At 75.1% G+C, this 21,723-nt stretch carries 18 protein-coding genes; 11 read left to right on the top strand and 7 right to left on the bottom strand.

The window, feature by feature from the left end:
* Positions 1–12: 12 nt before the first annotated feature.
* Positions 13–1,326 (bottom strand): homogentisate 1,2-dioxygenase, encoded by a 1,314-nt coding sequence (gene hmgA, locus AB0469_RS26770; protein ID WP_366453997.1) that lies wholly within the window; start codon positions 1,324–1,326, stop codon positions 13–15.
* Positions 1,327–1,607: 281 nt separating this feature from the next.
* Here hmgA and AB0469_RS26765 point away from each other — a divergent pair, with 281 nt between their 5' ends.
* The 8 genes from AB0469_RS26765 (at position 1,608) to AB0469_RS26730 (ending at position 13,485) form a co-directional block, all read left to right on the top strand.
* A complete protein-coding gene (locus tag AB0469_RS26765) occupies positions 1,608–3,755 on the top strand; it encodes a right-handed parallel beta-helix repeat-containing protein (protein WP_366453996.1) in 2,148 nt (715 codons plus the stop codon).
* Positions 3,756–3,847: 92 nt separating this feature from the next.
* The gene (locus AB0469_RS26760) at positions 3,848–4,666 is read left to right on the top strand and encodes a hypothetical protein (RefSeq protein ID WP_366454067.1); all 819 of its coding nucleotides are present in this window, start codon (positions 3,848–3,850) and stop codon (positions 4,664–4,666) included.
* Positions 4,667–4,941: 275 nt separating this feature from the next.
* Positions 4,942–6,246: a hypothetical protein gene (locus AB0469_RS26755; RefSeq protein ID WP_366454066.1), complete on the top strand. Its 1,305-nt coding sequence runs from the start codon at positions 4,942–4,944 to the stop codon at positions 6,244–6,246.
* A 20-nt stretch (positions 6,247–6,266) separates the two neighbouring features.
* Positions 6,267–6,887, top strand: a complete 621-nt coding sequence (locus AB0469_RS26750) for a TetR/AcrR family transcriptional regulator (RefSeq protein ID WP_366454065.1) — start codon at positions 6,267–6,269, stop codon at positions 6,885–6,887.
* Between the two features lie 153 nt (positions 6,888–7,040).
* Positions 7,041–9,284: a molybdopterin oxidoreductase family protein gene (locus AB0469_RS26745; RefSeq protein ID WP_366453995.1), complete on the top strand. Its 2,244-nt coding sequence runs from the start codon at positions 7,041–7,043 to the stop codon at positions 9,282–9,284.
* Between the two features lie 73 nt (positions 9,285–9,357).
* Complete coding sequence (locus tag AB0469_RS26740; protein ID WP_366453994.1) at positions 9,358–10,818, top strand: citrate:proton symporter; 1,461 nt, start codon at positions 9,358–9,360, stop codon at positions 10,816–10,818.
* Between the two features lie 106 nt (positions 10,819–10,924).
* Positions 10,925–12,337, top strand: coding sequence for an aldehyde dehydrogenase family protein (locus tag AB0469_RS26735; protein WP_366453993.1), 1,413 nt, complete (start codon positions 10,925–10,927; stop codon positions 12,335–12,337).
* Between the two features lie 68 nt (positions 12,338–12,405).
* On the top strand, positions 12,406–13,485 hold the full coding sequence (locus AB0469_RS26730; RefSeq protein ID WP_366453992.1) for a Zn-dependent alcohol dehydrogenase: 1,080 nt from the start codon (positions 12,406–12,408) through the stop codon (positions 13,483–13,485).
* Positions 13,486–13,751: 266 nt separating this feature from the next.
* On the opposite strand, the gene AB0469_RS26725 is transcribed toward AB0469_RS26730, so the two are convergent.
* Positions 13,752–14,435 (bottom strand): TetR/AcrR family transcriptional regulator, encoded by a 684-nt coding sequence (locus AB0469_RS26725; RefSeq protein WP_366453991.1) that lies wholly within the window; start codon positions 14,433–14,435, stop codon positions 13,752–13,754.
* 76 nt (positions 14,436–14,511) lie between these two features.
* Here AB0469_RS26725 and AB0469_RS26720 point away from each other — a divergent pair, with 76 nt between their 5' ends.
* Entirely contained in the window at positions 14,512–15,666 is a 1,155-nt protein-coding gene (locus AB0469_RS26720; protein ID WP_366453990.1) for an acyl-CoA dehydrogenase family protein, read from the top strand.
* Positions 15,667–15,748: 82 nt separating this feature from the next.
* The gene (locus tag AB0469_RS26715; RefSeq protein WP_366453989.1) at positions 15,749–16,393 is read left to right on the top strand and encodes a TetR/AcrR family transcriptional regulator; all 645 of its coding nucleotides are present in this window, start codon (positions 15,749–15,751) and stop codon (positions 16,391–16,393) included.
* Here the strand turns inward: AB0469_RS26715 and AB0469_RS26710 are convergent.
* A complete protein-coding gene (locus AB0469_RS26710) occupies positions 16,384–16,845 on the bottom strand; it encodes a MaoC family dehydratase (RefSeq protein WP_366453988.1) in 462 nt (153 codons plus the stop codon). The two genes, AB0469_RS26715 and AB0469_RS26710, sit on opposite strands and share 10 nt — an antisense overlap.
* Positions 16,846–16,957: 112 nt before the next feature.
* Between AB0469_RS26710 and soxR the strand changes: the two genes are divergently transcribed.
* Positions 16,958–17,407: a redox-sensitive transcriptional activator SoxR gene (gene soxR / locus AB0469_RS26705; protein WP_366453987.1), complete on the top strand. Its 450-nt coding sequence runs from the start codon at positions 16,958–16,960 to the stop codon at positions 17,405–17,407.
* Here soxR and AB0469_RS26700 read toward each other — a convergent pair.
* From AB0469_RS26700 to AB0469_RS26685, 4 genes are all read right to left on the bottom strand, one after another.
* Positions 17,382–18,254 (bottom strand): 3-keto-5-aminohexanoate cleavage protein, encoded by an 873-nt coding sequence (locus AB0469_RS26700; RefSeq protein ID WP_366453985.1) that lies wholly within the window; start codon positions 18,252–18,254, stop codon positions 17,382–17,384. The two genes, soxR and AB0469_RS26700, sit on opposite strands and share 26 nt — an antisense overlap.
* Positions 18,251–18,850 carry a hypothetical protein gene (locus AB0469_RS26695; RefSeq protein ID WP_366453984.1) on the bottom strand — a complete coding sequence of 200 codons (600 nt, stop codon included), beginning with the start codon at positions 18,848–18,850 and terminating at the stop codon, positions 18,251–18,253. Before AB0469_RS26695 ends, AB0469_RS26700 begins: the two co-directional genes overlap by 4 nt.
* A gap of 159 nt (positions 18,851–19,009) precedes the next feature.
* On the bottom strand, positions 19,010–20,329 hold the full coding sequence (locus tag AB0469_RS26690; protein ID WP_366453983.1) for a serine-threonine protein kinase: 1,320 nt from the start codon (positions 20,327–20,329) through the stop codon (positions 19,010–19,012).
* Between the two features lie 145 nt (positions 20,330–20,474).
* Entirely contained in the window at positions 20,475–21,722 is a 1,248-nt protein-coding gene (locus tag AB0469_RS26685; protein WP_366453982.1) for a DUF1343 domain-containing protein, read from the bottom strand.
* Position 21,723: the final 1 nt, after the last annotated feature.

Below are 21,723 nucleotides of genomic sequence, written 5' to 3'. Positions count from 1 at the left end.
GCAGGGCGAATACTAGGCGCGGAAGTGGCGCTCCAGACCCGCCCAGACGTCGTCGTATCCGCGCTGGAGGTGGTCCGCGCCGGCCGCCTGGGCGGTGGCGGTGATCGGCCAGCGGGTCTCGAACATGAAGGCCAGGCCGTCGTCGATCTTCTGCGGCTTGAGTTCGGCGGCGCTGGCCCGGTCGAAGGTCTCCCGGTCGGGTCCGTGCGCGGACATCATGTTGTGCAGCGAGCCGCCGCCGGGGACGAAGCCCTCGGCCTTGGCGTCGTAGGCCCCCTCGATCAGGCCCATGTACTCGCTCATCACGTTCCGGTGGAAGTACGGAGGGCGGAAGGTGTCCTCGCCCACCAGCCAGCGCGGGGCGAACACCACGAAGTCCACGCCCGCCAGGCCCGGGGTGTCGGAGGGCGAGGTCAGGACCGTGAAGATGGACGGGTCGGGGTGGTCGTGGCTGATGGACCCGATGACGTTGAACTTCCGCAGGTCGTAGACGTACGGGACGTGCGTGCCGTGCCAGGCGACCACGTCGAGCGGGGAGTGGTCGTAGGTCGCGGCCCAGAGGTTGCCGCAGAACTTGTTGACCACCTCGGTCGGGCGCTCGCTGTCCTCGTACGCGGCCGCCGGCGCCCGGAAGTCGCGGGCGGCGGCCAGGCCGTTGGCGCCGATCGGCCCCAGGTCCGGCAGCTCGAAGGGCTGGCCGTAGTTCTCGCAGACGTAGCCGCGGGCGTCGCCGTCCAGCAGCTCGACGCGGAAGCGGACGCCGCGCGGGATCAGCGCCACCTCGCCGGGCCCGGCGCTCAGCAGGCCCAGCTCGGTGCGCAGCAGCAGGCCGCCGCGCTCGGGGACGATCAGCAGCTCGCCGTCCGAGTCGCTGAACACGCGGTCGGTCATGTCCGCGTTGGCGCAGTAGAGGTGGACGGCCATGCCGGTGCGCTGGGTGGCGTCGCCGTTGCCGCCGAGGGTCCACAGGCCGGCCAGGAAGTCGGTGCCGGGGGCCGGGTCGGGCAGCGGGTTCCAGCGCAGCCGGTTGGGGTCCGCGACGGTCTCGGTGAAGGGCCCGGTGCGCAGGGCGCCGTTGTCGACGCGGGTGAAGGCCGGGTGTGCGGCGGAGGGGCGGATGCGGTAGAGCCAGGAGCGGCGGTTGTGGCGGCGCGGCTCGGTGAAGGCGCTGCCGCTGAGCTGCTCGGCGTAGAGGCCGAGGGGGGCGCGCTGGGGGGAGTTGCGGCCGTCCGGGAGAGCGCCGGGCACGGCCTCCGAGCTGTGCTCGTTGCCGAAGCCGGTGAGGTACTCCAGCGCCTGCGCCGTCTTCCTGGCCTGCTCACTCATGGGCTGCTCCCGCTCCGTCGAAGGAATCCTATGGTCGACAGTAGGATTCCGCGCGCCGCACGTCAACGCCGTCTTTCCGGCCAGGGCCCGGCCGGGGATCGCCCGGGGCCCGGCCGGGGGATCGTCCGGGGCCCGGCCGGGGGATCGTCCGGGGCGCGCCGGGGGCGGGAGGCGGCCGTGTGCCCGGCGGCCTGCGGGGCCGCACAACGATCCGGTCACCGCCCGCCGGGATCGTGCACGGGGGGATCCGAAAAGGTGAACATTGCTCTACTCTCTCGCGCATGTCGTGGACCCGCAGGTTCCCTGCCGTGCCGGCGGCGCTCCTCGCCGCCCTCCTCGCGCTCCTGTCCCTCCTCGCCGCCGCGCCCGCAGCACGCGCGCACGAGGAGCGCCCCGTCGCTCTCCCCGACGGCTCCGGATCCGTACCGCGCTACCGCGCCGCAGAGCCCGACCTGCTGGTCTGCAAGACCGACCGGGCCGACTTCGAACGCCGCATCGCCGGCTTCCCCGAACAGCTCAGACAGCGCAACCTCACCCTCTACGAGCGCTGCGCGACGAGCGGGTACCGCCACCTCCAGGAGGCCGTGGACGCCGTCGACCGGCCCGGGATGAACATCGCGCTCCTCCCCGGCCTCTACGAGGAGGAGCCCTCCCTCCCCAAGCCCGCGGGGGAGTGCGCGCACCTGAAGGCCCCCAACTCCGCGCTCGGCTACCAGATCCTGTCGTACGAGCAGCAGGAGCAGTGCCGCCACAACCAGAACCTCGTCGCGATCCTCGGCAAGAAGGACCTCCAGATCGAGGGGACCGGGGCCGCCCGCACGGACGTCGTCATCGACGCCAAGTACCAGAAGCTGAACGCCATCCGCGCCGACAAGTCCGACGGCGTCTACTTCCGCAACTTCACCGCGCAGCGCACCACCTTCAACTCCCTGTACGTGCTCGCGGCCGACGGCTTCGCCATCGACGACGTACTGACCCGCTGGAACGACGAGTACGGCTTCCTGACCTTCGCCAGCGACCACGGGCTCTACAAGAACTGCGAGTCCTACGGCAACGGCGACTCCGGCATCTACCCCGGCAGCGCGTCCGACATCAACGACGGCCGCGGCTACGACGTGCCCCGCTACTCCATCGAGATCACCGGCTGCCGCAGCCACCACAACATGGTCGGCTACTCCGGCACCGCCGGGGACTCGGTCTGGGTGCACGACAACGAGTTCGACCAGAACATGGGCGGCGCGTCGATGGACAGCGCCTTCCCCGGCCACCCCGGCCTCCCGCAGAACCACGCCCGCTTCGAGCGCAACCTGATCCACGACAACAACGCCGACTACTACCACTACGTCGCGGACGGCACCTGCGCCAAGCCGCCCGTCGAGCGCGGCTACGAGCAGGGCGTGGTGTGTCCGCAGATCTCCATGCCGCCCGGCACCGGCATCATCACCGCCGGCGGCAACTGGAACGTCTACGAGGACAACTGGGTCTACGGGCACCGGCGCGCAGGGTTCTTCCTCAGCGCCGTGCCGGCCTTCATCCGCGGTGAGGAGAAGTGGTCCAAGCAGACCGACACCTCCCACCACAACCGGTACGCGGGCAACGTCCTGGGCAAGGACCGGTCCGGCGCCTCCCGCCCCAACGGCAGCGACGTGTGGTGGGACGGCCAGGGCCGCGGGAACTGCTGGCAGGACGGCCCCGACGGCTCCACCCCGGGCACCCTCCCGCAGTGCGGGAAGGAACGCGGCCAGGTCAGCGGCTCCTCGGCCCGGCTCGTGGGCGAACCGGTCAAGCTGACCCAGCTGCTGGTCTGCGCCGACTACAACGTCCAGGCCCGCAAGCTCCCCGCCGGCTGCGACTGGTACGGCGCCCGGGGCCTGGAGCGGGTGGAGACCCAGATCGCCCTGGCGGTGGCGGCGGTCCTGCTGCTGGTCGGCGGGGTCCTGTGGGGGCGCCGCCTGCGCCGCTCGCGGCTGGGCACGGCGGCCGCCGTGGCGGGCCTGGCGGGCCTGGCCCTGGACGTCGCCGGCTCCACGACGTCCCTGACCCACACCCCCGTCCCGGCCCTGGCCCTGCTCCTCCTCGGCCTGTGGTGGACCGGCACCGGCCTGGCCCTGCGCCCCGCACGCCCCTGGCTGGCCCGCCTCACCCTGCTCCTGGGCGCCCTGACCCTGCTCGACGCCTTCGACAAGGCCGTCCTGATGATCCCCTGGATCCCGCTGAGCCCCGCCTGGATACGGGCCCTGGTGGCGGTGGTGTGGGTGCTGTGGGCCGTCGTGGCCTCCGCCCGCCCCGCCGGCCCGGCCGCCCCGGCCCGCCCCGCCGGCCCCGGCGGCGGCCCGGCCGGTGACCGCATCCCCGTCCCGGCAGGCCCCGCCCCGGCCCGCGACACCGCGGCCCCCCGCCCCGGCCCGACCCCCGGAGACCCGCAGTGACCGACCCCGCCGAGCCCCGCATCCCGTGCCACACCTGCCGGGCCGCCGCCCGCCGGGCCCGCCCGCGCCGCCGCCCCGCCCGCACGGCCGCGCTGGCCGCCCTGCTCCTGGTGCTCGTGGGCGGCGCCGCCACCGGCTGCGGCGGCCGGGCCACCACCCACCACAAACCCGGCACCACCCACCAGCAGGCCTCCGGTGAGGCCGGCACCCTGCTCGACGCCCAGGACGGCAGCGGGCACCGCCTGCGCGAGGTCCCCGCCCAGGGCGCACCGGAGGTACGGCTCACCGCCCGCCCCGACTCCGAGGACGGGTGGAACCTCCAGCTGGCCGTGACCGGCTTCCGCTTCACCCCCGACAGCACCGGCGGCGCCGCCCTCCCCGGCGCCGGCCACGCCCACCTGGAACTCGACGGCCACAAGCTGGCCCGCGTGTACGGCCCCTGGTTCCACCTGCCCGCGGCGCAGGTGCCCCAGGGCCCGCACACCCTGACCGTCCGCCTCTACGCGGACGACCACACCGCCTGGGCCGTCGCCGGCAAGCCGGTCGAGTCGGCGGTGCAGCTGACCGCGGGCCCCCCGGGCCAGGACGCCCACGGCCACCCCGCACCCGCCCCGACCGGCTCCCCGGCGCCCCCGCAGGCCCCCGAGGCCGACCGGACCGTCACCCTCACCGTCCGCGGCGGCAAGGTGTCCCCGCCCACCGGCCGCACCGAGCTCAAGCGCGGCGAGCGGATAGCCCTGCGCGTCACCAGCGACCGCGCCGACACCCTGCACGTCCACGGCTACGACAAGGAACTCGCCCTGCCGGCGGGCCAGGAGGCCACCCTGGTCCTGACGGCCGACCGCACGGGCCTCTTCGAGGTCGAGACCCACGAGTCCGGACTCGTCCTGACCCAACTCCTCGTCCGATGACCCCGGGCCACACGGCAGGGACGGCCCTCCCGACGGCGCTCCCGCACGGGGCCGGCCGGGGCCCCGGCCCCGGCTGGGCGGAGGCCCTGACGGCCGGTCCCGTTCCGGCCGGGCCCCTCCCGGCCGGGCCCCTCCCGGCCGGGCCCCTCCCGGCTGGGTCCCTCCCGGCCGGGCCTGACCCGGCTGGGTCCCTCGCGGCCGCGTCCGGTGCGGGCGGTCCGGGTGCGGCCGGTCCGGGCGTGCTGCCGGGGCCGGGCCCCGGGGGCGGCCAGGGCGTGGTCCTCCACCCGGCCGACCCCTCGACCCTCCTCGCGCACGGGATCGGCTCCCAGCACGACCTGCCGATCTCCCCCTTCTACGCCTTCGCCGGCGCCTTCGCCGCGCTCTTCGTCTCCTTCCTCGCACTCGGGCTGCTCTGGTCCGCCTCCCGCTTCCGCGGCGACCGCTCCGGACTCGCCCTGCCCGCCGGGCTCCAGCGGGCGGCCGACGCGCCGGCCACCCGCACCGCCCTGCGCGGGCTGGGTCTCGCCGCAGCCCTCGCCGTGCTCCTCCACCTCCTCCTCGGTCCCGACGACCCCGCCCGCAACCCCGCTCCGGGCGCCGTCTACGTCCTGCTGTGGGTCGGACTCGTGCCCGCCTCCCTCCTCCTCGGCCCCGTCTGGCGCCTGCTCAACCCGCTCCGCACCCTGCACCGCCTCCTCAGCCGGGCCCGCCACCGCCCGCCGGGAGCCGGCCGCCCCCTGCCGCCCGGACTCGGCCAATGGCCCGCCGCCGCCGGACTGTTCGCCTTCACCTGGCTCGAACTGGTCTCACCGGATCCCGCATCCACCACCTCCCTCCTGACCGCCCTCACCTGCTACGCCGCCGTGCACCTGCTGCTCGCCGCCCGCTTCGGCGAGGGCTGGTTCACCGGCGCCGACGCCTTCGAGGCCTACTCCGACCTCCTGTCCCGGCTCTCCCCCCTGGGCCGCCGCGACGACGGCCGCCTCGTCCTGCGCAACCCCTTCCACGGACTCGACGCGACGCCCGAGCGGCCCGGACTCGTCGCCACCGTCTGCGTCCTGCTCGGCTCCACCGCCTACGACGGCTTCTCCGACAACCCCTCCTGGATCAACGCCACTCAGACCTCCCCCCTCGGCCGCACCGCCGCGGCCACGCTCGGACTGCTCGCCTCCATCGCCCTCGTCGCCACCCTGTACTGCCTGTGCGCAGGAGCCACCCGCCTCGTCAGCGGCCCGCACCCCCGCCCGCTGACCGCCTTCGCGCACTCACTCGTGCCGATCGCCCTCGGCTATCTCATCGCCCACTACTTCTCCCTCCTCGTCACCGAAGGACCACGCACAGTAAGCATGGCACTGGGCACTGACAACGCCTCCGAGCCCAGTCCCCCCTTGGGTCCCGGCGGCCTCGCCGCCCTCCAGGTCGTCGCCGTCGTCGCCGGGCACGTACTCGGTGTGATCGCCGCCCACGACCGCTCCGTACGCCTCTTCCCGCCCGCCAGGGCCGTCGCCGGACAACTGCCCCTGCTGGCGCTGATGATCACGTACACGATCGGCGGGCTCACCCTCCTCTTGAACTGAGCGCCGCCAGGAAGGGCATGATGGATCCCGTGCCTCCCGCCCACCCCCTGCGCCGGACCCCCGTCCAGCAGCGCAGCGCCGACCGTCTCGCCCGGATCCTCGACGCCTGCGCCGAACTCCTCGACGAGACCGGGTACGAGAACCTCAGCACCCGCGCCGTCGCCCTGCGCGCCGGCGTCCCCATCGGCTCGGTCTACCGCTTCTTCGGCAACAAGCGGGCGATGGCCGCCGCCCTGGCCCGGCGCAACCTCGACCGCTACGCCGAGGGCGTCACCGCGCGGCTCGCCCTGCTCCCCGCCGCCCACTGGCGGCCCGTCGTCGACGCCGTGCTCGACGAGTACCTGGCCATGAAACGCACCGTCCCCGGCTTCGCCCTGGTCGACTTCGGGGTGCCCGCCCCGCCCGCGGAGGGCCCCGCCGCCGACCCCAACCACCAGGTCGCGGCCCGCCTCACCGGACTCCTGTGCGCCCACCTCGGGCTCACCCCCGACCCGGCCCTCGAACGGGCTGTCCTGGTGGCCGTCGAGGCGACCGACGCCCTCGTCCAGCTGGCCTTCCGGTCCGACCCGGCCGGGGACCCCGGGATCATCGACGAGACCCGGGCGATGATGCACGCCTACCTGGCCCGCGTCCTGGACTGACCCGGCCGCCCCGCCCGGCGGGGCCGAACGGGCTGCCGCAACCCCCTCCCCACCCTCCCTACCGGTCGGTATGCTCGGGGCGCCCGCGGGCCCGCGCCGCGCCCCGCCGGTTCCGCCGGTCCGCGTCGCCGCCTGCCGCACCCAGGAGGGTCCATGCCCCGCACCGCCCCGCGTATCTGCCCCCTCTGCGAGGCCACCTGCGGCCTCACCCTCACCATCGAGGGCACCACCGTCACCGGCGCCCGCGGCGACCGCGACGACGTCTTCAGCCGCGGCTTCGTCTGCCCCAAGGGAGCGGCCTTCGGCGCCCTGGACGCCGACCCCGACCGGCTGCGCACCCCCCTCGTCCGGCGCGGCGGACAGCTGCGGGAAGCGAGCTGGGAGGAGGCGTTCGAGGCCGTCGCCGCTGCCGTCCCCGCCCTCGTCCGGGAGCACGGCGCCCAGTCCGTGGGCGTCGTCCTCGGCAACCCCAACGTCCACACCATGGCCGGCGCCCTCTACCCGCCGATGCTCCTCGGCGCCCTGGGCACCCGCAACCTCTTCACCGCCAGCACCCTCGACCAGATGCCCAAGCACGTCTCCAGCGGGCTCCTGTTCGGCGACCCCTTCGCCATCCCGGTGCCCGACCTGGACCGCACGGACTTCCTCCTGCTGATCGGCGCCAACCCCGTCGAGTCCAACGGCTCCCTGTGCACCGCCCCCGACTTCCCCGGCCGGCTCAAGGCCCTGCGGTCCAGGGGCGGCACCCTCGTCGTCGTCGACCCGCGCCGCACCCGCACCGCCCGGCTCGCCGACCGGCACCTCGCGCCGCGCCCCGGCAGCGACGCCCTGTTGCTGGCGGCGCTCGCGCACACCCTCCTGGAGGAGAAGCTCGCCGAGCCGGGCCCGCTCGCGCAGCACACCGAAGGACTCGGGGAACTCGCCGACGCCCTCGCCCGTTTCACTCCCGAGGCCGTCGCCCCCGCCTGCGACCTGCCGGCCGGGGAGATCCGCACCCTCGCCCGGGAGCTCGCGGCCTCGCCGACCGCCGCCGTCTACGGGCGGATCGGCAGCTGCACCGTGGAGTACGGGACGCTCGCGAGCTGGCTCGTCGACGTGCTGAACGTCCTCACCGGCAACCTCGACCGCCCCGGCGGGGCCCTCTTCCCGCTCCCCGCCACCGGCCCGCGGCCCCGTCCCGCCGGGCCCGGCAGGGGGTTCGCGCTCGGCCGCTGGCACAGCAGGGTCAGCGGGCACCCCGAGGTCAAGAGCGAGCTGCCCACCGCCGCCCTGGCCGAGGAGATCGAAACGCCGGGGGAGGGGCGCGTCCGCGCCCTGATCGCCATCGCCGCCAACCCCGTGCTGTCCGCCCCCGACGGCCGGCGGCTCGACGCGGCCCTGGCCGGGCTCGACTTCATGGTGAGCGTCGACCCCTACCTGAACGAGACCTCCCGCCACGCCCACGTCGTCCTGCCCCCGCCGCCGCCCTCCCAGAGCGCGCACCACGACTTCGCCTTCAACGGGTTCGCCGTCCGCAACCAGGTCCGCTACACCCGGCCCGCCGTCCCCCTGGAGAGGGACCGGCTCGACGAGTGCGAGATCCTCGCCCGCCTCGTCCTCGCCGTCTCCGGCACGCACGGCTCCGCCGAGCCCTCCGCCGTCGACGACATGGCGATCCGGGCCGCCCTCGCGAAGGAGACCGCCGACCGGCACTCCCCCCTGCACGGAAGCGACCCGGAACGCCTCGCGGGACTGCTCACGGGCGAGAACGGGCCCGAGCGCAGACTCGACCTGATGCTCCGACTCGGCCCGTACGGCGACCTGTTCGGCGCCGCCGGCCCCGAGGCGGCGGAGGGCGGGCTCAGCCTGGAACGGCTCCTCGCGCACCCGCACGGCATCGACCTGGGCCCGCTGCGGCCCCGGCTCCCCGGCCTGCTGAGGACCCGCAGCGGCAGGATCGAGCTGCTGCCGGCCCCGATCGCGGCCGAGCTCCCCCGGCTGCGCGCGGCGCTCGCCGAACGCCCCGCCGCCCTGGTGCTCGTGGGCCGCCGCCACCTGCGGTCCAACAACAGCTGGCTGCACAACGTCCCGGCCCTCGTCGGAGGTTCCAACCGCTGCACCCTCCAGGTCCACCCCCGGGACGCCGACCGCCTGGGCCTCGCCGACGGCGGCCGGGCCCGGGTCACCGCCGACGGCGGCAGCGTGGACGTCCCGGTGGAGGTCACCGACGCCGTCCGCACCGGCGTGGTCAGCCTCCCGCACGGCTGGGGCCACGACCGCGGCGGCACCCGGCTCGCGGTGGCCGGCGCCGAGCCGGGGGTCAACGTCAACCAGCTCCTCGACGGCAGCCGCCTCGACCCGCTGTCGGGCACCGCGGTGCTCAACGGCTTCCCCGTCACCCTGACACCCCTGCCCTGAGCTGGGGTTTTGCTCGTATTGCTCACGCTCGGACGTCTTGTTGGCCCCAGGAGGCGGCACCTACCTTCCCTGCATGCTGACCTTCCTCGGCTTCGCCATGATCGCGACGTTCCTGGTCCTGATCATGCTGAAGAAAATGTCGCCCATCGCGGCGCTCGTCCTCATCCCCGCGCTCTTCTGCGTGTTCGCCGGCAAGGGCGCGCACCTGGGGGACTACGTCATCGACGGGGTCGGCAAGCTCGCGCCGACCGCGGCCATGCTGATGTTCGCCATCGTCTACTTCGGTCTGATGATCGACGTCGGCCTCTTCGACCCGGTCGTCCGGGCCATCCTGCGGTTCTGCAAGGCCGACCCCATGCGGGTGGTGGTCGGCACGGCCGTCCTCGCGGCGGTCGTCTCCCTCGACGGCGACGGGTCGACCACCTTCATGATCACCGTCTCGGCCATGTACCCGCTCTACAAGCGGCTCGGCCTCAGCCTGGTGGTCATGACCGGTGTCGCCGCGACCGCCAACGGCGTCATGAACACCCTGCCCTGGGGCGGCCCCACCGCCCGCGCCGCCACCGCGCTCAAGCTCGACGCGGCGGACATCTTCGTCCCGATGATCCCGGCCCTGGCCGTCGGCCTGGTCTTCGTGTTCGTCCTGGCCTACGCACTGGGTCTGCGCGAGCGCCGCCGCGTCGGCTCCCTGGCCCTGCCCGGGGACCCGGCCGCGGAGGAGTCCGACGTCGAGGCCGGGGCGGGGTCCGGGACCCTGGTCGCGGCCGGATCCGGGGCGAAGGCCGCAGCCGGCGGCTCCCGCACCGGCGGTGGCAGCGGCGCCGGTACGGACACGGCCCCCGCGCCCGCCCCCGAGGCCGGCGGCTCCGCCCCCGCCCCCTCGCCCGAGGACATCCAGGGCCTGGACCCGCGCCGGCCGACCCTGCGCCCGCGCCTCTACTGGTTCAACGCGGCCCTCACCGCCGCCCTGCTCACCGCGATGATCATGGAGCTGCTGCCCATCCCGGTGCTCTTCCTCCTCGGCGCCGCGCTCGCCCTGACGGTGAACTTCCCGCACATGCCCGACCAGAAGGCCCGGATCGCCGCCCACGCCGACAACGTCCTCAACGTCGCCGGGATGGTCTTCGCCGCCGCCGTGTTCACCGGCGTCCTCTCCGGCACCGGCATGGTCAAGCACATGGCCGACTGGCTGGTCGGCGCGATCCCCGACGGCATGGGGCCGCACATGGCCCTGGTCACCGGCCTGCTGAGCCTGCCCCTCACCTACTTCATGTCGAACGACGGCTTCTACTTCGGCGTCCTGCCGGTCCTGGCCGAGGCGGGCGCCGCCCACGGGGTCGCCCCGCTCGAGATCGCCCGCGCCGCCCTGGTCGGCCAGGCCCTGCACATGTCCAGCCCGCTGGTTCCGGCCGTCTACGTCCTGGTCGGCATGGCCGGGGTCGAGTTCGGCGACCACACCCGGTTCACCGTGAAATGGGCGGCCCTGACCTCCCTCGTCGTCCTGGGCGCGGGGATGCTTTTCGGCATCATCTGACCCGCGCGACCCCTGGCCGTCCGAAAACTACCGCCGCTAGTTTGTAGGGTGGTCGCGACGTCAGGTCCGCGCGTCTACGCGCTCGTGCGTGCTCGGGAGGAATGCGATGAAGGCCCACGACGGGATGTACATCGGCGGGGAGTGGCGGCCCGCCGCCGGATCCGGCCGCATCGAGGTCGTCAACCCGGCCGACGAGCAGATCATCGCCGGCGTCCCCGCCGGCAGCGCCGAGGACGTGGACGCGGCCGTACGGGCCGCCCGCGCGGCCTTCCCGGGCTGGGCGGCCACCCCCGCGGCCGAGCGGGCCGCGCTGATCGGGGCCCTGCGGGACGTGCTCGTCGCCCGCAAGGCCGAGTTCGCGGAGACCATCACCGCCGAACTCGGCTCCCCGATCGGCTTCGCGGAGGCCGTCCACGTCGGCGCGCCCGTCGCGGTCGCCTCCTCGTACGCGGAGCTGGCCGCCTCGTACGCCTTCGAGGAGCGGCTCGGCAACTCCACCGTGTTCCTGGAGCCGGTCGGGGTGGTCGGGGCGATCACGCCCTGGAACTATCCCCTGCACCAGGTCGTTGCCAAGGTGGCACCCGCTCTCGCCGCCGGCTGCACCATCGTCCTCAAGCCGGCCGAGGACACCCCGCTGACCGCACAGCTCTTCGCCGAGGCCGTGCACGAGGCGGGCATCCCGGCCGGGGTCTTCAACCTCGTCACCGGTACCGGCCCGGTCGCCGGCCAGGCGCTCGCCGAGCACGAGGGGGTCGACCTCGTCTCCTTCACCGGCTCGACCGCCGTCGGCCGGAAGATCGGCGCCATCGCCGGCGCCGCCGTCAAGCGCGTCGCCCTCGAACTCGGCGGCAAGTCGGCGAACGTCATCCTGCCCGGGGCCGACCTGGCCAAGGCCGTCGCGGCGGGCGTCGGACACGTCATGAACAACACCGGCCAGAGCTGCAACGCGCTCACCCGCATGCTCGTCCACCGGGACCAGTACGAGGAAGCCGTCGCCCTCGCGGCCGCCACCGTCGCCAAGTACCCCTCGGGCGACCCCCGCGACCCGGGCACCCGCCTCGGGCCGGTCGTCAACGCCACCCAGCGCGACCGGGTGCGCGGGTACATCGGCAAGGGCGTCGAGGAAGGCGCGCGCCTGGTCGCGGGCGGCCTCGACGCGCCCCACGAGCACGGGTACTTCGTCGCCCCGACCGTCTTCGCCGACGTCACCCCCGACATGACCATCGCCCAGGAGGAGATCTTCGGCCCCGTGCTGGCGATCCTCTCCTACGAGGACGAGGACGAGGCCCTGCGGATCGCCAACAGCACCGTCTACGGCCTGGGCGGCGCGGTGTGGGCCGCGGACGCCGATACGGCGGTGGCGTTCGCCCGCCGGATGGACACCGGGCAGGTGGACATCAACGGCGGCCGCTTCAACGTGCTCGCGCCCTTCGGCGGCTACAAGCAGTCGGGTGTCGGCCGCGAGCTGGGCCCGCACGGCCTGGGGGAGTACCTCCAGACCAAGTCCCTGCAGTTCTGAGCACGTCCCGGGCCGGGTCCGAACCCCGGCGACCGAGCCCCCGCACACACGAGACGGAGACGACGACCATGGTCCGCGCCGCCATCCTGCCCGCCGTCGGAGCCCCGCTGGAGATACGGGAGATCGTGCTGCCCGATCCCGGACCCGGACAGGTCCGGGTCCGGCTCGCCGCGGCCGGCGTCTGCCACTCCGACCTCTCCCTCGCCGACGGCACCATGCGGGTGCCCGTTCCCGCGGTCCTCGGCCACGAGGGCGCGGGGACGGTCCTCGCCGTCGGGGAGGGCGTGACCCATGTCGCCCCGGGCGACGGGGTGGTGCTCAACTGGGCTCCGTCCTGCGGGGAATGCCACCACTGCGGGATCGGCGAGGTCTGGCTCTGCGCCAAGGCCCTGTCCGGGGTCGGGGCGGTCCACGCCCATGACGCCCGGGGCGTGGAACTGCACCCCGGGCTGAACGTCGCCGCGTTCGCCGAGGAGACCGTCGTCGCGGCGAACTGCGTGCTGCCCGCGCCCGCCGGGATCCCGCTCCAGGAGGCCGCGCTGCTGGGCTGCGCGGTGCTGACCGGCTACGGGGCCGTGCACCACAGCGCGCAGGTCCGGCCGGGGGAGTCGGTGGCGGTGTTCGGCGTCGGCGGGGTCGGGCTCGCGGCCCTCCAGGCGGCGCGGATCGCCGGGGCGGGGCCGGTCGTGGCGGTCGACGTCTCCCCGGCCAAGGAGGAGCTGGCGCGGGCCGCCGGGGCCACCGCGTTCGTGCTCGCCTCCGAGACCACCGCGAAGGAGGTCCGCGCGCTGACCGGCGGGCGGGGGGCCGACGTCGCCGTGGAGTGCGTGGGGCGGGCGGAGACCATCCGGGCGGCCTGGGACTCGACCCGGCGGGGCGGGCGGACGACGGTCGTCGGCATCGGCGGGAAGGAGCAGCGGGTTTCCTTCCACGCGCTGGAGATCTTCCACTTCGCGCGGACGCTCAGCGGGTGCGTGTACGGGAACAGCGACCCGGCGCGGGACCTACCGGTGATCGCCGAGCACGTGCGGGCCGGGCGGCTCGACCTCGGGGCGATGGTCACCGACCGGATCGGGCTGGAGGGGATTCCGGCCGCGTTCGAGGCGATGGTCGCGGGCAAGGGCGGCCGGTCGCTGGTCGTGTTCTAGCCGGCGAGGGCGCAGCCGCGCGAGGGTGCGGGCACAGGCGTGGGCTCAGGCGTCGGTGCGGGCGGTGGGCGCCGACGTCGGCGCAGGGCGCGGGCGCAGGGCGCGGGCGTCGCCGCAGCGCAGGCTCAGGCGTGGGTGCGGGTGGTGGGCGCCGACACGGGCGTCGCCGCAGCGCAGGCTCAGGCGTGGGTGCGGGCGTTGGCGCAGGCGCATGCGCCGGCGCAGCGTGGGCGTGGGCCCGGGCGTGGGTGGGTGGCCGGGCCTCGTCAGGGGGCCGGTGGGGCGGGGCGAAGGGCCTCGTACTGGAGGGCCAGGCCGTCCAGGAGGGCCGTGAGGCCCGTCTCGAACGCGCCCTCGTCCACCTCGCGCCTGCGGTCCGCCAGGAGGTGGGCCTGGCCCAGGTGCGGGTAGTCCGCCGGGTCGTACGCCGTCTCGTCGTCCACGAAGCCCCCGGCGAAGGAGGCCACCGCCGAGCCCAGGATGAAGTACCGCATCAGGGCGCCGATCCGGGTCGCGTGGGCCGGGGGCCAGCCCGCCGCCGTCATGGCGCCGAACACCGCGTCCGCCAGGCGGAGCCCCGCCGGGCGGCGGCCCGGGCCCCGGGCCAGTACCGGCACGATGTTCGGGTGGTCGGCCAGGGCGTCCCGGTAGGAGTGGGCCCAGGCGTGCAGCGCCCCCCGCCAGTCCGGTTCCCCCGCCGCCTCCCCGTCCGCGCCGGCGCCGGCGCCGTCGAACATCGACAGGTCGACCCGGGCGCTCACCGCGTCCGCCACCGCCTCCAGGATCTCGTCCTTCGTCCGGAAGTGGTTGTAGAGGGACGGGCCGCTCACCCCGAGCGCGGCCGCCAGCCGCCGCGTCGAGACCGCCTCCAGCCCCTCCGCGTCCACCAGCTCCCCCGCCGCCTCGACGATGCGGTCTCTGCTGAGGAGGGGCTTGCGCGGTCTGGCCATGCGCCACATAGTAGGCCCTGCCCCGCCATAAACTAGCGCTGCTAGTTAAACCCTGCCCACGCCCCGGAGGGATCCTGTGAACCTGGAGCTCAGCGAGGAGCAGGAGGCCGTGCGCCGCCTCGCCCGCGCGTTCACCGACCGTGAGGTGTCCCCGTACGCCGCCGCGTGGGACCGCGCCGAGAGCGTGGACCGGTCGATCGTGAAGAAGCTCGGTGACCTCGGCTTCCTCGGCCTGACCGTCCCGGAGGAGTACGGCGGCTCCGGCGGCGACCACCTCTCCTACGTGCTGGTCACCGAGGAGCTCGGTCGCGGGGACTCCGCCGTGCGCGGCATCGTCTCCGTCTCCCTCGGGCTCGTCGCCAAGACCGTCGCCGCCTGGGGGACCGAGGAGCAGAAGCGCACCTGGCTGCCCCGCCTCTGCTCCGGCGCGGCGCTCGGCTGCTTCGGCCTGACCGAACCCGGCACCGGCTCCGACGCGGCCGCCCTCACCACCCGCGCCGTCCGCGAGGGGGACTCGTACGCCATCAGCGGCAGCAAGATGTTCATCACCAACGGCACCTGGGCCGACGTGGTCCTGCTGTTCGCCCGGACCGACCCCGCCACGCCCGGCCACCGCGGGATCTCCGCCTTCCTCGTCCCCGCCGACACCCCCGGCCTGACCCGCCGGGAGGTACACGGCAAGCTCGGCCTGCGCGGCCAGGCCACCGCCGAGCTGACCCTCGACGGCGTCCGCGTCCCCGCCTCCGCGATGCTCGGGCCCGAGGGCAAGGGCTTCTCCGTCGCCATGTCGGCCCTCGCCAAGGGCCGGATGTCGGTCGCCGCCGGCTGCGTCGGCATCGCCCAGGCGGCCCTGGACGCGGCCGTCTCGTACGCGGCGCAGCGCGAGCAGTTCGGCAAGCCGATCGCCCACCACCAGCTGGTCCAGGAACTGATCGCCGACATCTCCGTCGACGTGGACGCGGCCCGGCTGCTCACCTGGCGGGTCGCCGACCTGGTCGACCGGGGACGCCCCTTCGCCACCGAGGCCTCCACCGCCAAGCTCTTCGCCTCCGAGGCCGCCGTGCGCGCCGCCTCCAACGCCCTGCAGGTACACGGCGGCTACGGCTACATCGACGAGTACCCGGCCGGGAAGCTGCTGCGCGACGCCCGCGTCATGACCCTCTACGAGGGCACCAGCCAGATCCAGAAGCTGCTCATCGGCCGGGCCCGCACCGGGGTCTCCGCCTTCTGAGCGCAGGGCCCGCACAGGGTTCCTAAGCGCTTGCTCACCCTCCGGTAAGCTGTTCCATTCCTACAGGGCGGAGAGGTGAGCGATGGACAGCGCGGCGGAGACCACCGACGGCTACCAGGCGTGGTCGGAGGTCACCCCGGACGCCGCGCGGCGCCTGCTCGTGGCCGCCGTCGAGGCCTTCGCGGAGCGCGGCTACCACGCGACCACCACCCGCGACATCGCGGGACGCGCCGGCATGAGCCCCGCGGCCCTCTACATCCACTACAAGACCAAGGAAGAGCTCCTCCACCGGATCAGCCGCATCGGCCACGACAAGGCCCTGGAGATCCTGGAGACCGCCGCCTCCGGCCCGGGGGCGGCGGCCGAGCGGCTCGACGCCGCCGTACGGTCCTTCGTGCGCTGGCACGCCGCGCACCACACCACCGCGCGGGTGGTCCAGTACGAGCTCGACGCCCTCGCCCCGGAGCACCGCTCCGAGATCGTCGCCCTGCGCCGCCTCAGCGACGCCGCCGTGCGGCGCATCCTCACGGAGGGCGTGCGGGCGGGGGAGTTCGACGTCCCCGACGTCCCGGGCACCACCCTCGCCGTGCTGTCCCTGTGCATCGACGTGGCCCGCTGGTTCAACGCCGACGGACGGCGCACGCCCGACGAGGTCGGCGCCCTCTACGCCGACCTCGTCCTGCGGATGGTGGGCGCGCGCCCGGCCGGCGGGCCCGCTCAGAAGTAGTAGCGGGACAGCGACTCCGCCACGCACACCGGCTTCTCGCCGCCCTCGCGCCCGACCGTCACGGTCGCCGCGACCTGCACGCCGCCGCCCGCCTCCGTGACCTCGGTGATCACGGCGGTGGCGCGCAGCCGCGAGCCGACCGGTACCGGCGCCGGGAAACGCACCTTGCCCAGGCCGTAGTTGATGCCCATTCGCATGCCCTCGACCCGCATGACCTGCGGCACCAGGCTGGGCAGCAGGGACAGCGTCAGATAGCCGTGCGCGATGGTGGAGCCGAAGGGTCCGGCGGCGGCCCGTTCCGGGTCCACGTGGATCCACTGGTGGTCGCCGGTCGCGTCCGCGAAGAGGTCGATCCGCTTCTGGTCCACCTCCAGCCACCCGCTCGGCCCGAGCGGTTCGCCGATCGCGGCGTGCAGCTCCTCGGCGGACGTGAAGATCCTCGGTTCGGCCATGCCCTGCCCCTGTCTTCCACTGGATCCGGCCCTGCAAGCTGTGAATAAGCGCTTGCTCAGCATGCTGGGGCCCCGCGCCCCTGTCAACGGACCTGCGACTACCCTCGGACACGTGCCGCAGATTCCCGAGAAAGTCCACGAACTCACCGTCGGCCAGCTGTCCGCGCGCAGCGGGGCGGCCGTCTCCGCCCTGCACTTCTACGAGACCAAGGGCCTGATCAGCAGCCGCCGCACCCCCGGCAACCAGCGGCGCTACACCCGCGAGACGCTGCGCCGGGTGGCGTTCGTGCGCGCCGCCCAGCGCGTCGGGATCCCCCTCGCCCACATCCGCGACGCGCTGTCCGAGCTGCCCGAGGAGCGGACCCCCACCCGGGAGGACTGGGCCCGGCTGTCCGAGAACTGGCGCACCGAGCTCGACCGGCGGATCAGCCAACTCAGCCGCCTGCGCGACCACTTGTCGGACTGCATCGGCTGCGGCTGCCTCTCGCTGAAGAACTGCGCGCTGTCCAACCCGGACGACGCCTTCGGCGAGAACCTCACCGGCTCCCGGCTGTCGTCCTAGCGCCCCGCCACAACCGCACGGCGGCCGAGACGAGTTCGGCGTTCGAGCGCGCCGGCCGGCCGTCGGGCAGGACCAGCACCTCCGCCGCGCCGATCCGCACGCCGGCGCCGCACCGCGCGGCCAGCCGCATCACGGGCCAGGCCGCGTCCTCCCGCCCGTACAGCACGACCGGCACCGGCGGCAGCCGGCGCAGCCCGGCCACCAGCGCCGGGTCGTCCTCCGCCAGCTCGACGACCAGCCGGACCCTCCCGTGCACCGGCGGGCTCCACGCCAGGAAGCGCGCCAGCGGCTCCGCCCCGGCCGCGCCGCCCAGCGGGACCACGGCGTCCACCGCCACCCCGCGCTCCAGCAGGGCCCGCCCCAGCTCCCGTGCGCCCGCGTCCGCGAACGGCACCGCCGCGCGGTCCGGCAGCACGCTCCAGGAACGCACCCGCTCCAGCCGCCCCGCCGGATCCGGCTCGGCCGCCACACCCGCCGGCACCGACAGCGGTACGCGGACCCCCGCGCCGCGCAACTCCGTCAGCAGCGGCCCGACCACCCGGGGCGAGAGGCTCTCCCGCCCGCACGGGGTCCTGGGATGCACCAGCACCTCGGCGGCACCGGCCGCGACCGCGGCCAGCGCCGACTCCGCCAGATCCGCCGGGGACAACGGCACCGCGCCCCCGTCGCCGGCGCCGCGCGAGCCGTTCAGCGCGGCCTGCACCGCGGGACCCCGCCCGTCCCCGACCGCGTCGGGGCCGTCACCGGCGGCGCGGTCCCCGTCCGGCCGGTCGCCCCCGCCCGCCCCGCGGCCGGGTCCCGCCCCGCTCCCGGGCCCCGCCCCGCTCCCGGGTTCCGCCCCGCTCATGCCGCGTCCGCCGATGCCGGATGCACCACCGCCGCGTCCGCCAGCGCCGGCCGCGGCACCACGATCCCGCAGCCCCCGCACACCGGCCCGTCCCATGCCCAGGCCCCGCCCCACGCCGCCGGCCCCGACAGCGCGGGAGACCAGCGCAGTTCGCGTTCGCCGCAGACCGGGCACGCCGTCCCCGGCTCCGACTCCAAAGCCCGCACCAGCCGTCTCAGCACCTCGCCGAGCGTCCCCTCCGGCCGTACGCCCGGATCGGCGCACCGCACCACGGCGTCCCCGCTGCCGCCCCAGGCCCACTCCGGCTGCCGCACCCCGTCGTGCTTCTCGCGTCTGCGCCGCTCCGCGAACTGCTTCTCGTACTCCAGCCAGACCGCCCGCGCGTCCTCCAGCTCCTCCAGCGCCGCGACCAGCCGCAGCGGATCCGCGCCCCGGTCCTCCGGGGCGATCCCGTGCCGGTCGCACAGGTGCCACCACGTCGCCCGGTGCCCGTAGGGCGCGAACCGCTCCAGGCAGCGGCGCAGCGAATGGCGCCGCAGGGCCCGGTCGTTGCGCGCGTCACGCACCTGGTAGGCCAGACTCCGAAAACCCGCCACCGTACCTTCACCTCCGCCGTACCCCCGCCTGTCTTCACCCGTCCCGCCCCGCGCTACCGCGTAGAACGAAGCAGCCCGCCCCGATGTGCCCAACATGCCCGAGGGGGTGCGGGCGCATGCGGGGGCGGTCGAGGCGTGCGGGTGGCACATGGCCGGAAGTCAGCGCCCCATGCGCCCCGCGCCGACCACGATCCGGGCCAGCTCCTCGTGGCAGATGTCGCTGTGCGCCCCCGACGGGGGGCCGCCGCGGCGGACCACGGAACCCGCGTCCACGCTGACGCAGCCGGACCCCGGAAGCCCCCCGCTCAGGGCCCTGTCCAGGGCCATCCGCAGGGTGCCGGGCACCGCCTGCACCCCGTCGTGCCCGATCGCGCCCCACCGTTCGTCGAAGCCGAGCAGACCGGCCGAATCCCCCGCCGTCCGGGAGGCCAGCGGATAGAACACACCGAGCGCCGAGTCGTGGGAGGAATGGCAGGCCACCACCGGTCCGTCCACCCGGCGCTGGAGCCCGCGCAGGACTCCGCCGCGCCCCGGGTCGTGGGGGAGCCGGTCGCTGAACGCGTAGTGGGAGAAGGCCCCCTGGAGCAGCGTCAGCGACTTCACGTGGCGCGCCCCCTCGGGCACGGCGCGCAGGGAGAACGACACCACCCGCGCCCCGAAGCTGTGGCCGATGAGGTGGAAGCGCAGGGCGGGCCGGCGTGCCGCGAGGTCCGTCAGCACCGGTCCCAGCCCGTGCTCGCCGACCACCCCGGCCCGTCTCTTCATCTCGTAGTACGTCGCCTGGCGCAGCAGCTCCTTGGCGCCGCCCCACAGGGCGCGCAGCCCGTCGCCCGGCCCGAAGTCCGCGCGGGCCCCGTCCGGCGCGGGGCCCGCCGGGTCCTCCCCCGGGGCCGCGCCCGCCTCGGCCAGGGCGGCGGTCAGGGCGCGGCACACCGCCACCGCGTCCAGGGAGAAGACGTCCGGCACACCGGGGGGCGCGACCGCCGGCGGACCCGCCGGCCCCGCGCCCACGAGCTCCCGCACCAGCGCCGCGAACTCGGTGAACGCGGCCCCAGCGTCGGGCCGTTCCTCCAGCAGCGCGGCGATCCGGTCCAGTTCCGGGCCGCGTCCGGGCCAGAACCCGTCCAGTGCCCCGCGGGTCGCCGCGTCCAGGGCGGGGCCGGCGGGGGCACCCGCGAGCGCGCCGTGCGGATCGAAGTCCGGTATCGGCTCGTCGGAGAACCGCATCGAGGGCCACACCACGCCCACGTAGCCCAGCCGCACCCCCGACCCCACCAGTCCGGGGAAGGGGGCGAAGAAGCTGTCGTACAGCCGGGTCGCCGTGGAGCGGTCGCTGTTCCACCCGTGGGCGAAGACCAGCAGGTCGGTCGCCTCCATCCGGGCCACCGCGGCCCGCGTGGCCGGGTCCACGTCCCCCTGGGCGTCGAAGGTCAGCTCCTGGTACGGCCCGACCCCGATCCCCGCTCCGCCGTCCGCCATGACGCACCCCTTCCGCCGAGCCCTGCTCCGGGTCGGTCGCAGCATCCCGCCGCGGGGCCGCGACGGCCAGACCCGCGACGGCACCGGTCCGCTCGGGACCCGTGGCGGCACCGGGCGGCACCCGGAAGCACCGGTCCGGGTCCGGTCACGGGTAGAGCAGGTACTCCTCCCGCACCGCTGCGAACCGCGCCAGCCCCGCCGCCCAGTCGCCCGCGACCTCCTCCACCCCCGCCCCCGCGTCCACCAGCGTCCGCACCCGGTCCGACCCGGTCAGCCGGTCGATCCAGCGGTCCGCCCGCCAGCCGAACCCGCTCCACGCCCGCCGAGCCGTGACCAGCAGTCCGATCCCCGCCCGCACCGGATCGAAGGCCTCCCGGTCGTGCACGACCAGCCGGATCCCGCCGCACACCCTCCCCGCGTGCTTGGAGGAGGCCGGGGTGAACCAGGCCTCCCGGAACCACACCCCCGCCAGCCCCAGCCCGTTCGCCGCCTCCGCCCACCGCCGGTCGACGCCCTCCGCGCCGACCAGCTCGAAGGGGGTGGTCGTGCCCCGGCCCTCGGACAGGTTGGTGCCCTCGAACAGGCAGGTGCCGGCGTAGACGAGCGCCGTGTCCGGGGTGGGCACGTTGGGGCTCGGCGGCACCCACGGCAGCCCGGTCTCCCCGAAGAACGAGCCCCGCCGCCAGCCCGTCATCGGCACCGTCCGCAGCCGGGGCCCGGCGCCGCCGAGGAACTCCCCGTGGAACAGCCGGGCCAGCTCGGCCACCGTCATCCCGTGCGCGAGCGCGATCGGCTCGCGGCCCACGAAGCTCGCGTACGGCCGTTCCAGTACGGGCCCGGCGGCCCGGAGCCCGCCGACCGGGTTGGGCCGGTCCAGGACCACGACCTCCTTGCCGGCCGTCGCGGCCGCGCGCATGCAGTCGTAGAGGGTCCAGACGTAGGTGTAGAAGCGCGCCCCGACGTCCTGGACGTCGAAGACCAGCGTGTCGATCCCCGCCGCGGTGAAGAGGTCCGCGAGCCGCCGCCCGCTCCTGCCGTACGTGTCGTACACGGGCAGCCCCGTCGCCGGATCGCGGGCGGCCCCCTCGGAGCCGCCCGCCTGCGCGGTGCCCCGGAAGCCGTGCTCCGGCCCGAACACCGCCACCAGGTCCACCCGTGCGTCGGCGTGCATCACGTCGACCAGGTGGCGGGCGTCGGCGGTGATCCCGGTGGGGTTGGTGACCACCCCGACCCGCCGGCCGGCGAGCTCCGCGTACCCGCCGGCGGCCAGCCGTTCGAAGCCGGTGCGGACCCGGCCGGACGGCCGGGGGCCGGCGGGCGTCCCCGCCCCGACCGCACCCGCGGCCCCTGCGGCCCCCGCCAGTCCCATCAGTCCGCGTCGTGACAGCGCCATC

This window comes from Streptomyces sp. NPDC093801 (genome assembly GCF_040701585.1).
GTDB lineage: Bacteria > Actinomycetota > Actinomycetes > Streptomycetales > Streptomycetaceae > Streptomyces.
Note: the sequence above shows the minus strand (reverse complement) of the source record. Positions and strands in the feature narration are given on the sequence as shown.